Source organism: Carboxylicivirga caseinilyticus (genome assembly GCF_050589785.1).
Classification (GTDB): domain Bacteria; phylum Bacteroidota; class Bacteroidia; order Bacteroidales; family Marinilabiliaceae; genus Carboxylicivirga; species Carboxylicivirga caseinilyticus.
Genome location: NZ_JBNGOX010000015.1, coordinates 1 through 12008, shown reverse-complemented (window position 1 = coordinate 12008; position 12008 = coordinate 1). Strand labels below are relative to the sequence as shown.

General features: G+C 35.8%; 11 protein-coding genes. 2 read left to right on the top strand and 9 right to left on the bottom strand.

Features of this window, described 5'->3' with window-relative positions; all coding sequences use genetic code 11:
- Positions 1-66: 66 nt before the first annotated feature.
- The 5 genes from ACRD62_RS09600 to recR all read right to left on the bottom strand — a co-directional run bounded on the left by ACRD62_RS09600 (position 67) and on the right by recR (position 4555).
- Positions 67-1692: a hypothetical protein gene (locus ACRD62_RS09600; protein ID WP_430819910.1), complete on the bottom strand. Its 1626-nt coding sequence runs from the start codon at positions 1690-1692 to the stop codon at positions 67-69.
- Positions 1693-1833: 141 nt separating this feature from the next.
- A complete protein-coding gene (locus ACRD62_RS09595) occupies positions 1834-3003 on the bottom strand; it encodes a glycosyltransferase (RefSeq protein WP_430819909.1) in 1170 nt (389 codons plus the stop codon).
- A 27-nt stretch (positions 3004-3030) separates the two neighbouring features.
- Positions 3031-3468, bottom strand: a complete 438-nt coding sequence (locus ACRD62_RS09590; protein WP_430819908.1) for a BT0820 family HAD-type phosphatase — start codon at positions 3466-3468, stop codon at positions 3031-3033.
- An 11-nt stretch (positions 3469-3479) separates the two neighbouring features.
- On the bottom strand, positions 3480-3932 hold the full coding sequence (locus ACRD62_RS09585) for a hypothetical protein (RefSeq protein WP_430819907.1): 453 nt from the start codon (positions 3930-3932) through the stop codon (positions 3480-3482).
- A 2-nt stretch (positions 3933-3934) separates the two neighbouring features.
- Positions 3935-4555 carry a recombination mediator RecR gene (recR, locus tag ACRD62_RS09580; RefSeq protein ID WP_430819906.1) on the bottom strand — a complete coding sequence of 207 codons (621 nt, stop codon included), beginning with the start codon at positions 4553-4555 and terminating at the stop codon, positions 3935-3937.
- Positions 4556-4694: 139 nt separating this feature from the next.
- Between recR and ACRD62_RS09575 the strand changes: the two genes are divergently transcribed.
- Positions 4695-6143 (top strand): sodium:solute symporter, encoded by a 1449-nt coding sequence (locus ACRD62_RS09575; protein ID WP_430819905.1) that lies wholly within the window; start codon positions 4695-4697, stop codon positions 6141-6143.
- Between the two features lie 35 nt (positions 6144-6178).
- Here ACRD62_RS09575 and ACRD62_RS09570 read toward each other — a convergent pair whose 3' ends face one another.
- From ACRD62_RS09570 to ACRD62_RS09555, 4 genes are all read right to left on the bottom strand, one after another.
- Entirely contained in the window at positions 6179-7993 is a 1815-nt protein-coding gene (locus ACRD62_RS09570) for an AMP-dependent synthetase/ligase (protein ID WP_430819904.1), read from the bottom strand.
- 166 nt (positions 7994-8159) lie between these two features.
- A complete protein-coding gene (locus ACRD62_RS09565) occupies positions 8160-8639 on the bottom strand; it encodes a hypothetical protein (RefSeq protein WP_430819903.1) in 480 nt (159 codons plus the stop codon).
- 169 nt (positions 8640-8808) lie between these two features.
- Positions 8809-9870, bottom strand: coding sequence for a CNNM domain-containing protein (locus tag ACRD62_RS09560; protein ID WP_430819902.1), 1062 nt, complete (start codon positions 9868-9870; stop codon positions 8809-8811).
- Positions 9871-9968: 98 nt separating this feature from the next.
- Complete coding sequence (locus tag ACRD62_RS09555; protein WP_430819901.1) at positions 9969-10898, bottom strand: magnesium transporter CorA family protein; 930 nt, start codon at positions 10896-10898, stop codon at positions 9969-9971.
- Between the two features lie 318 nt (positions 10899-11216).
- Here ACRD62_RS09555 and ACRD62_RS09550 point away from each other — a divergent pair, with 318 nt between their 5' ends.
- The gene (locus tag ACRD62_RS09550; protein ID WP_430819900.1) at positions 11217-11933 is read left to right on the top strand and encodes a hypothetical protein; all 717 of its coding nucleotides are present in this window, start codon (positions 11217-11219) and stop codon (positions 11931-11933) included.
- Positions 11934-12008: the final 75 nt, after the last annotated feature.

Below are 12008 nucleotides of genomic sequence, written 5' to 3'. Positions count from 1 at the left end.
AGAAATTACAAACTGTTAATATGTATCAAAATGAAATAATTTTGATAAAAGGTACAATAATCTCCTTTATTGACCATCTTTCATGTCTTCAACTACAATCGGATCAAGATAAGAAGCATTTCCCCTGGTTGGAAAATCCAATCGTGCGGGTATGGTAAAATCCTTAACAAAAGTTGCTTTTCCAGAAGTTCGAATCGTCATTGTATATTCAACTCCTGTCGGAACAATTATCACATACTTTCCGGTTTCAGGATGCGGACGATATACTCCTACCTTCTCTCCAGATTCTTTTTTTGTTACTGTTATCTCCGATTCATACGATGGAATTCCTTCCTGTGTAAAAATAAAACCTGCCACAACTGCCAGTGTTCTTTCGTCATTTTCAGGATATTCAATCAACCAGATATCTGATCTTCCATAACCACCAGGGCGTTCTGATGCATAATAGACTCTTTGACCATCAAGCGTTGGAGAATAAAACAAATCATCACCAGGAGTATTTATTGGATAGCCAATATTTTGTGGTTCACTCCATTTTTGCTCATTATCATCTAATTTTTGAGTAGAAAAAATATCGAATCCTCCCATTGACATATGCCCCATAGAAGCAAAATACAAGGTTTTCTCATCATGAGATAGGAAAGGGCTTTCTTCGTCTTCAATGGTATTTATGGTAGGACCCAGATTCATTATTTTACCCCAGGTTCCATCAGGTAATTTAGTAACCATGTACAAATCCTTACCACCAAAACCTCCGGGGCGATCACTGGCAAAAACCAGCGTATTTCCATCATATGAAAAAGAGCCATGCGTTTCGTTGTAATCTGTATTGATGGGTTTCGGAAATTTCACCGGCTCAGTCCATCCTTTATCGGTAAGATTGGAATATAACAAATCTCCGGAAATACCATCATTCCGATAAACAATCATTGTTTGTCCATCAGCACTCAAACTGCAGGTTGCATCATTACCAGCCGTATTAATTGTTTGACCAATATTCATAGCGGGTAACCATCTGCCCTCTCTCCAAATGGCTTTATGGATATCTTCGTAGTATTGTCCGTCTGAAGTAGTAAGACTACCTGTTCCCTGACGATTTGATGTAAAGATCAATATTGATTCATCTGCCGAAATTACCGGACTATGTTCATCATTCTCACTATTAATCGCCTGACCCAGATTACTGATACGAAAATCAACCGGATTACTTTTCAATTTTATGGCATTCTCATTGTAGGTGGTTTCTCTTTCTATCTCTTTCAGCAAAGCTTTTTGCTTGGCAGGTATATTATCCTTTAATGCAATAAGTTCGGCTAATGCCTCATCGAATCGATGATTAAGGTGATATGCCTGAGCCAGATAATATCTTGCTTCAATGGCTCTCTCTTTTTTATTTTTATCCAACGGATAACTTTCTTTTGCTTTTTCTAAAAAAGGTATCGCATCATCTGTTTTATAATCAATATTCAGGAGACACAACCCCATCTGTAGGTTCAGAATTGGCTCTTCAGGATGATTAATCATCAGATGCTTTATTTTTTGTGCCGCTACATCAAACTTCTCCAGATTAATATCATCGGTAATGGCATTCAACTCCTTCTTTTTTAGCTTGGGTTGAGCAGTCAGAACCACATTAACACAAAAAATAAAAAATAGAATACTAATAACTTTTGGTGTGTTTAGGCACTGCATTATACGATATGAGTTAGATTAACTTTACTTGTTTATGGTGCTACAAGTTAATAAATAAATTCAGTTTAAAATGTCGGTTCTTACTGAAATTAGTGTCACTATGGCTTTTTAGAGCCGCACAGAATAGTTGAAACGATTCTATTAAAAATAAACAACCTGGCCTTTACCTCCCACAAGGCTGTTTTCAATCATATATTTCCCATCCGGTGAAGCATATGCATATGCACCCGTGCCATTTTTCACGATACCCGTAATTATATCTTTTAAAGAAATGCTGCCCATATCAAACACAATCATATCAGACATTTGAGATTCATCTATTTTCTCTGATATGAATATTTCAGCAGGATGATAGGTTTCACCTAGTTTATCTTTGAGTTTTTCATCATGACTGATCAACAGTATTCTTGAAGGACGAAAAGTTTTATTCTTAGCTGTTCTTACGGGCAACTCAAGCATTGCGGTTTTCAGTACCTGAATTCCATTGATAGCTACCCAAATCAAAGCATTAACCAGAAAAAACGTTTTCTTAAAGAAATACTTACGATGAAAAATCCACATTGATTGATAAAAATATTGATAGATTTCTTTGCTAGCAACGGTGGATTTTCCTTTAAAATGTATGATAGGAGCGGCTCCAAGAAAATGATTAGACCCAAACTTATTCATCAGGCAATATGACAAATCAATATCCTCGCCATACATAAAATATTGCTCATCCAGCAACTCAAACTCACCATTATCATCTCGACGCTGAGCTAAAAACGCTCCCGCAAGAACATCAACCTTTTGATTTTGGGTCTCATCCAGATCGCCATGATAATAACGGGCTATTTGCTTTGATTTTGGAAATAGTGAAACTAATCCAGTGATTTTACAAAAAGAAGCAAAGGGAGTAGGTAAACCTCTCATCGACTCTTTTAAGTAGTTACCTTCGCCATTAATCATTCTTAGTCCAATGCCTCCCGCTACTGGATCTTGATCGAAATGATTTAAGACTACCTTAAACGTATCTTCACCAACAATAATATCAGGATTAACCAAGACGGCAATTTTTCCTTTTGCCATTTTCAGTCCAATATTATTGGCTTTGGAGAAGCCCAGGTTTTCATTATTCCCAACAGTTATCACGAAGGGATAAGACTGCCTAACACGATCTACGATATTTATTGAGGAAGCATTGTCAACTACAATCACTTCAGCCGATATATCTTCAATTGCTTTGGAAACAGAAAAAAGAGTAAGATCCAGAAACTCCCAGGAGTTATAACTGACGATGATAATGGAGATATCCGGATTATGTTGTTTCATTTCTTACAATATTCCTGGAAATACAAATTACTCATCACCACAAAACAAATACCTGAAAAAACCGCAAAGTGTCTTTCTTTTGGCTTTGTTATACTCATTGCGATAGTGATCTTTTTGAGCCTGATCAGCATCTTTATTTAGCTGTTGCCATATTTCTCCCCACCCCAGAAAACCACCAACATTTCTATCATCAATAAAAACATCGGCATTTACTTTTCGGCTCATGGTTTCATCAATCACCTCTTCAGGGTATGTACGGTTAATCGCGTAAAATTCCACACCATTCTTTCGGCAATATTCCACTGCCTCATCCAATAATTTTCCGGATCGTATGGTCCACAAAACAAGTAAATGACCTTGTTTTTGCAAAGCTTTTAATGTTTGAAAGGCAAATATTTTCTCCTTCCCAATGGCTGGGTATTTATGTTCTACAATGGTTCCGTCAAAATCAACCGCTATAAGCATAAATTATAGGTTTAAAGGTCATTATCAATTTCTTCTAAATCTTTCTTTATCGAATTTACTGAAGGATAATTCAATAGCATAAAGAGATAGAGTAATCCAAATACTATCAACTGGTTTATCTCGCCTGTTGAAAGATAGATTAAAATACTTATCAACGACAATCCCTCAAGCGTTGTCATCTTAATAAAAAAGGCTGTTCGGTATTGTATTACTTTACGGTCGAACGACATATTTCTGTCAATATGACTCACTTTTCGCTTAAAAAACATGTAAGACGATGGTATTCCAACAAGAGCCAGAATAACGTTTAAAGATTTCAGATTGTTCTCCATTTGCAAATCAAAGCTGCTAACTTTACCAATAGCGAAAACAAAATAAAAAGCAAAACCTGCAAAGGCAGCCAGAACAATGACAATGGCAAAATATATTATTTGAATTTGCCTGATAGTTTTATTGCTTTCCATAATTACAAAGTATTTTCAAACGGTAATCGATTAACCAACGACCTCCCCAAGGTTACCTCATCAGTATATTCCAGTTCATCGCCAATGGATACTCCCCGGGCAATGGTTGTCATCCTTACACCGTATTTTTCAAACTTCTTAAATAAATAAAAATTGGTTGTATCTCCTTCCATGGTGGTACTTAGTGCAAAAACCACCTCACTTATATTCCCTGCTTTTAGTTTTTCTTCAAGTGGACCTATCGTCAAATCATCCGGACCAATGCCATCCATTGGAGAAATTACACCTCCCAAAACATGATACACTCCATCAAATTGCTGTGTATTTTCAATAGCCATCACATCCCTGATACTTTCCACCACACATATCAATTCATGATTTCGATTGGTATTGGCACAAATATGGCAAGTTTCACTATCCGAAATATTATGACAACTCTTACAATACATTATTTCTTCCCGCATCAACCGGATAGAATCAGAAAATTTAAAGACAGTTTCTCTTTCCTGTTTAAGCAAGTGTAAAACCAAACGCAAGGCTGTTTTTCGGCCTATACCGGGCAATTTAGCAAATTCGTTAACTGCCGATTCGAGTAATTTTGAAGGAAAAGAGGCTGAGGTCATATTCTTCTTTTGATTCGATGTCAAAGGTAATAAAAAGATACCAGCAATCAGCTTCTGATATCGAACTGCCTGTTTAGATCAACTGTCGATTCTTTTACATCAAACAGATTCTATTATATTTGGATACAAATTAAGAAAGATGAATCCTATCCTGATAGCCTCAATCATAGCTGCCTACTTTGCTGTTTTAATTACTATTTCAATAATAACAGGTCGAAAAGCCGATAACGATACTTTTTTCAGAGGTAACAAACAGTCACCCTGGTACATTGTTTCCATTGGAATGATTGGAGCCTCGCTTTCTGGTGTTACCTTTATTTCGGTGCCCGGATGGGTTGGCTCTACCGGCATGACATACATGCAAATGGTTATGGGATATTTTCTGGGTTACCTGGTTATTGCACACATCCTGCTTCCACTCTATTACCGATTAAACCTTACGTCCATCTATTCATACCTCGAAGATCGTTTTGGTTTTTGGTCGTATAAATCAGGATCATTTTTGTTTCTTTTATCAAGAACCATTGGTGCGTCAGCTCGATTATACCTGGTTGCAAACGTTTTACAACTGACCGTTTTTGAAGCTTTTAAAGTTCCTTTTGAAGCCACTGTATTAATTACTATTCTGCTTATCTGGCTATACACATTTAAAGGAGGTATCAAAACCATCATCTGGACAGATACTTTGCAGACTTTATTTATGTTATTGAGCGTTGGAATAACTGTTGTTGTCATCTCCAGAAGCATGAATCTATCGTTTGGTAGTATGATCAACACCATTTCTCAAAGCGAGTATTCATCCATTTTTGTTTTCGACGACTGGAGTTCAAAACAGCATTTCATAAAGCAATTCTTTTCAGGCGCCTTCATCACTATTGTGATGACAGGACTTGATCAGGATATGATGCAGAAGAACCTTACCTGTCGTAATCTGAAGGATGCTCAGAAAAATATGCATTCGTATGGATTTGCCTTTGTACCTGTTAATTTATTATTTCTTGGACTTGGTGTTTTACTTTACATTTTTGCAAACAATCAGGGAATAGCCATTCCTAAAAATGCTGATGATCTTTTCCCCATCATTGCTACAAGTGGTCATTTACCGCAAATAGTTGGGATATTTTTTATTTTAGGATTAGTTGCAGCTGCCTACTCAAGTGCTGATTCGGCACTTACCTCATTAACAACATCCTTTTCGGTTGATATAATTGGACTAAAGAATAAAACAGAACAGCAAGCCAAAAAAATCCGTTTTATCGTTCATATTGGCTTTAGTCTCTTATTGGCATTGGTTATTCTACTTTTCAGGATATTCAATAGCGATAGTATCATCAGTACCATTTTTAATCTGGCAGGATATACCTATGGGCCATTATTAGGCTTATACTCCTTTGGACTATTTACAAAACTAAAAGTAAAAGACTATTGGGTTCCGTTAATTGCAATAATTGCTCCTGTTCTAATCGGTATTGTAGATTATAATTCAAAAGCCTGGTTTGGAGCGCCAATGGGTTTCGAAAAACTAATCCTTAATGGACTGATTACATTCTTTGGATTACTCATCATCACCCGATGGAGAAACAAATAAAAACTCCCCGTTTCATAACGAGGAGTTGAAATATATTAGTTAAAACTAATGGATCCGCGGTTTTCTTCCGATTCATGATAATCATACATTTGACGCAGAATATCAGCATACTTTTTATAGATAACACGTCGGCGAAGCTTTAATGTCGGAGAAAGTTCACCTGTTGGTGCTGACCAGTTATCACAAACCATTCGAAAACGTTTAATCTGCTCATGGGTACCCAACTGTTTGTTAAAGCGGTGTACTTCTTTTCTGAAGATGGCCAGTACTTTCTCATCTGCAATCAACTCTTTATTATCTCTAAAATGAATCTTATGCTCATGTGCCCACATATGCAAAAACTCAAAATTAGGGGCAATGATTGAACCGGCAAACTTTTCGCTCTCCCCTACAATGATGGCTTGCTCTATAAAATCTGATTCTTTCAGAAGATTTTCAATTGCCTGAGGTGCTATATATTTACCATTCGACAGCTTAAACATCTCTTTTTTGCGATCGGTTATCTTTAAAAACTTATCATTAAGCAAAGTACCAATATCACCAGTATGAAACCATCCATCATTATCAATTACCTCATCAGTGTTTTGCTGATCTTTATAGTAACCCATCATAATATTCGGACCTTTGGCCAGAATCTCTCCATCATCATCTATCTTGACCTGAACACTTTTAAAAACGGGGCCTACGGTTCCAATCTTCAAATTGCCTGGTTCCGCAATATAATTAGCCGCAATAACCGGGGCTGTTTCTGTCAATCCATAACCTTCCATCAATGGAATTCCGGCTGCAAAAAACAGGCGACTCAAACGTGGCTGCAAAGCTGCACCACCGCTAACTACAAAACGTAAATTCCCTCCGAATGCTTTTTGCCATTTCGAAAAGATTAGCTTACGGGCGATTTTCAATTTTATAGCATACAAAGGATAATTTTTCCCGTTTGCCCTATATCGTTCTCCTAAATGCATTGCCCAGAAAAACAAAACCTTCTTTAAGCCCGAAAGATCATTTCCTTTTGCAACCAATTTATCGTAAATCCTTTCAATAACACGCGGTACTGTTACAAAAGCTGAAGCTTTTATTTCAACCAGATTCTGAGCAATGGTACCCAGATTCTCGGCATAGTAAATACTACATCCATTGTATTGATACAGATAATTAATCATCCGCTCATATACATGACAAAGGGGCAGGAAACTTAACACATTATCCTTTGGAGAAAGAGGGAAGAGTGGATAAGCATCCTTCATATTGCTCATGAAGTTTTTATGACTCAACATCACTCCTTTAGGATTCCCTGTTGTGCCGGAAGTATAAATGATAGAAACTAATTCTTCATCACTTATAGAATCTCTTATCTCTTTGAATTTATCTTTCCACGAGATACGATGCTTCTCTCCCAGTTGAGTGATTTCAGTCCAGTTTTTTGCCTCAGGTATATCATTAAAGGTATAAACCTCTTCAATGCTTTCGATGTTTGCAGCAACCTCTTTAAGTCGGTTATAAAGAGTTACATCTGAAACAATTAATATTTTGGCATCACTGTGCTCCAAAATATATTTATATTCTTCATCAGATATCGTAGGGTAAATCGGAACATGTACTACTCCAATCATTGACATTCCCATATCAACAAAGTTCCACTCCGGCCGGTTATTGGTTACCGTGGCAATTTTATCGCCCTTTTTAAACCCTAACTCAAGCAAACCGTAACTAAAAAGACGAGCTTGCTCACTGTACTCATTCACACTAAATTTTACCCACTCCTTATTGCGCTTGGCACACAATATATCATCCTTCTGAATATTGTGCTTAAGGTTGGTAAGCAAATCAAAGGTTCTTCTGATTTCCATTATAATCTCTTATCAAGCTATCTGACTATTTGACAAGCTTCAAATATAAGGAAATTTGTTTTATTGGATTTAATGCGGAAAATTAACGTAAAAGTATTAGTGATTGAATTAGTTTAGTTAATATTTGTAACCAAACTACATTTCTTAACTTTCAATTAATTAAATCTTACTGAATAAGAATATCACCGTGTCCTCTTAATTCACAAGAGTGATTAATAATTTTGTAGTACATACGCACCACTTCACTTGTTTTACCCAACTCCGACACGTCTATTTTTAAGGAAGTACTTTCTGTCTGACCACTTAACAACACATTTAAATCTTCATCAACAATTCGATAATGAAATGTGTGCCCCATTGGCATACTGATCTTAAGATAGCAGTTATCTATACAAGGATTTGGATAAGCTGAGACCTGATACAAATAACTATCGAGACTGCAATCTGTTTCAAAACCATTATTAAATAAGGATTCAATATTATTACTCCAGCTCTCATAGAATTGCCAGTCGTTGTCGTCAGACTTAAGAATAATACCTGTATCATCGGTTTCAGTAATACCCATGAAGCCAGGATCAATTTCCTCCTTCTCACAACTCCAGATTAAAACCAGAAGTAAAATAAATATGATATTCCTTATTCTCATATTCCAGATTGTTGTTAAGCAAATGTACGACTGAATATATTACAATGTCAATATTTTACAGATATGAACATTTCGCTTTGATGGATGTAGGAATATTTAAGATTTATGGAAAATCATTTATCTTAACTTCTATCGATTTATTACATTATTATTCTAATCAACTGAATTCTTACTGTTTATCTCCCAGGTTTTCGAGCATGATAAATTTTGTCTGGCGATTAGCCCACCGTTCCCTGGCATATTTCTGCATATCAACAATGGTATCGTTTTCATCAACAATTTCCAATCCAAGAAGTGTTTCAATAATATCTTCCATCGTAACAATACCATCCAATCCGCCATACTCATCGACAATTACTGCCATATGCTGATGCTTATCAAGTAAATTCTCCCATATTGAGAACAGTTCCATATGACTTGGGAAAAACTGAACTTCTTTTTTAATCTCTTTTAGCCTGACATCATGCTTATCATCAGCCAGTTTTTCATAGACGTTTTGCAGAAAGACAATACCGGTAATATTTTCATCATTACCTGAATAGACTGGTATTCTTGAAAACTTCAAAAAATCTTTGTTTTTAAAAAATTCACCAAGAGTCATTTCTTCGCTGGCCAATGTAATTACCACACGCGGAGTCATTATTTCTTTTACCTTAATATTTTTAAGCCGCAAAATATTTTGAATAATTTTATGTTCCTTATCAGAAAAAACACCTTCATCTGCTCCAATACTGGCCAGAGCAGCTATCTCTTCCCTGCTTACTACATTCTCTTTATAATTCTTAGAAAATATTTTGGTGATAAAAGCTGACATGATTACCAACGGATAAGTAACTATTATCATCAATCGGATAGTAAAAGAAGTAAAACCGGCCAGATTCCTCCAATACCTTGCTCCGATTGTTTTGGGAATGATCTCAGTAACGATCAGAATCAAAATGGTAAGTATTGCCGAAACAATTCCAAATGAAGCTTCACCAAAAACTTTTACCGCCTGAGCACCAACACCTGCAGCTCCAATAGTATGAGCAACAGTATTTAATGACAAAATTGCTGACAAAGGTTTATCAACATTGGATTTAAATTCAATAAATTGCCCGGCCCACGAATTTCCTTTTTCTTGTTTTACAAGCAGAAATGCCTGAGGTGTGGATAATAAAACGGATTCCATTATGGAACACAAAAACGAAACAAAAAGAGCTAAGAAAAGGTAGGCCAGCAGTAAAATCATCTTTTTGTTTTAAAGATAAAAACTTTAACACAATTTGCTAAAGCAAAAAAGACGAAGATATTGCTACCCTCGTCTCTTCTATTTATTGTGACATTGTGTTAAAACCACTGCCTTTTGCGAAATAAAAGAACTCCCAGAATTGAAAGAACCAGTGATCCAAGCAAAATAGCAGGCATTGCCCATTGCCAATTTTCCATATAGTTAGGAACATTCATCCCATAAAAACTTGCTATTAAAGTGGGTATCATTAAAATAATTGAAATAAGCGTCAATTGTTTCATCACCACATTCAGGTTATTTGAAATAACGGAAGCAAATGCATCCATCATACCACTTTGAATATCGGAATATATTTGGGCAATTTCCAGGGCCTGCTTATTCTCAATCATGGCATCTTCAAGCAGATCTTCGTTGATCTCGGAAGTAATTTTTCTGGAATTTCTCAAGCGTGCCAGAACCATTTCGTTACCTTTTATTGATGTAATAAAATACACAAGGCACTTTTCCATATAAAGTAACTTATTCAGTTCTTTATTCTTAATCGATTTTTCCAGATCCTGTTCAATAGAAGCAGTAATCTGATTAATCTGTTTTAAATACTTCAAATACAACCAACCGGAACGCAAGAATAAACGAAGAATAAAATTCACTCCATCTGTTATCTGTTGATACTGATCTCGAAAAGGCGATGGACCTTCTGCAGGTAACACTTCATTATCCTGCAAACAAAGCGTAAGTGTATAATTATCTTTAATGAATATCCCCAAAGGTATGGTATAAAAGGGAACACGCAGATCATGCGCTCTAACCGGAATTCGCATTATTATTAATGTCCACTGATCATCAAATTCAATACGTGGTCGTTCATCCTGATCCAGAATATCGTTAACAATATCCATTGGCATACCAAACTCATCAGTAAGTCTTTTAATTTCATCGGTAGTTGGATTATTGGCATTAATCCAGCATTCATTTTTAGGCTCGTTGATTTCAACATAACCTCCGAATGTTTTGAAGATTTTTAGCATTGTAGTGCCTCCTTACATCATTAGCCTGCAAGGAAGCCGATAAAGCCCCTTACAGGAAGATTAATATTTTTATTGTACTATTTCCGGGGCCTTCGTCCATAATGATTCAGCTCAAAAATTAATGGCACAAAAGTAGTAAAACAAATCGGGCTCAATAAAACATTCTAAGGTTAAAAATATCTAAACAAGGTGAAGCTTATCCAACTTCTCCACTTTAAATATTTAACAAATTAATAATCAGAATTTTATATTGACACAACTTTACTTTCAGTGTATATTGAGCGTTACTTCCTAATTATTAATTTAAACCATTACATTATGATTAAAAAGATTAGTGCGGCAATGTTGATAATGTTTTTATCACTGCCTTGCATCATCATCTCTCAGGAAAAAGAAGAGGTGAAGTATCGTCCCTTTTTCCTAATGGAAGATCAGGTAAAACCTTCGATGTATTTTGAATATCTGGATGCAGTGAAAGCCAATGTTCAGTTTTTGGCGGACCATAGCTTCAAATATCCAATACATACGTTTAGTGACGATGAGTATAACATATACTTTTCCATACCAATGGGACAAAAAATAGCCTATGTCGACAGCATAAACAAGGCATTTAATGAAGTCTATGAGGCTGACAAGGAAGGATGGGATAATATGTTTAAACTTTATGACGATACCTATTCGAGGAACAAATCATTTATTATTTACTGGAGTAAATCACTCTCTTATTGGCCAGAAGGATTAAAAGGAGAAGAAGGCAACAACTATATCGAATACATGGAATTATTTGCTATCCCAGGCAAAATGGATGAGTTAAAAAGTTTAACGAAAGAATGGGTTGCCCTATATAAGAAAAATAACATTCAGACACCTTTTGAAACATATGCCGGATACCTAGGTACAGATTTAAAAATAATTATTTTATCAAGGTTTAAAAACCAACAAGATGCTGCCATGCAGAATGCCAAAATAGATGAGATTTTAGGCAACTCAGAGGAATTAATAAACCTTTATAAAAAGACACTAGTGGGCGATTAAGATTAAAAAACGATCTTTGAAATTCTTTGTTAGTCGTACTTGTAGCGATTTTTAATAGCGTGACGATTTGAATTG

Excerpts from the sequence above, each read along its gene's own strand:
- ACRD62_RS09565 (WP_430819903.1), bottom strand. The coding sequence starts at position 8,639 with ATGAGAATAAGGAATATCATATTTATTTTACTTCTGGTTTTAATCTGG.
- ACRD62_RS09555 (WP_430819901.1), bottom strand. The coding sequence starts at position 10,898 with ATGCTAAAAATCTTCAAAACATTCGGAGGTTATGTTGAAATCAACGAG.
- ACRD62_RS09590 (WP_430819908.1), bottom strand. The coding sequence starts at position 3,468 with ATGCTTATAGCGGTTGATTTTGACGGAACCATTGTAGAACATAAATAC.
- ACRD62_RS09595 (WP_430819909.1), bottom strand. The coding sequence starts at position 3,003 with ATGAAACAACATAATCCGGATATCTCCATTATCATCGTCAGTTATAAC.
- recR (WP_430819906.1), bottom strand. The coding sequence starts at position 4,555 with ATGACCTCAGCCTCTTTTCCTTCAAAATTACTCGAATCGGCAGTTAAC.
- ACRD62_RS09600 (WP_430819910.1), bottom strand. The coding sequence starts at position 1,692 with ATGCAGTGCCTAAACACACCAAAAGTTATTAGTATTCTATTTTTTATT.
- ACRD62_RS09585 (WP_430819907.1), bottom strand. The coding sequence starts at position 3,932 with ATGGAAAGCAATAAAACTATCAGGCAAATTCAAATAATATATTTTGCC.
- ACRD62_RS09575 (WP_430819905.1), top strand. The coding sequence starts at position 4,695 with ATGAATCCTATCCTGATAGCCTCAATCATAGCTGCCTACTTTGCTGTT.
- ACRD62_RS09560 (WP_430819902.1), bottom strand. The coding sequence starts at position 9,870 with ATGATTTTACTGCTGGCCTACCTTTTCTTAGCTCTTTTTGTTTCGTTT.
- ACRD62_RS09570 (WP_430819904.1), bottom strand. The coding sequence starts at position 7,993 with ATGGAAATCAGAAGAACCTTTGATTTGCTTACCAACCTTAAGCACAAT.
- ACRD62_RS09550 (WP_430819900.1), top strand. The coding sequence starts at position 11,217 with ATGATTAAAAAGATTAGTGCGGCAATGTTGATAATGTTTTTATCACTG.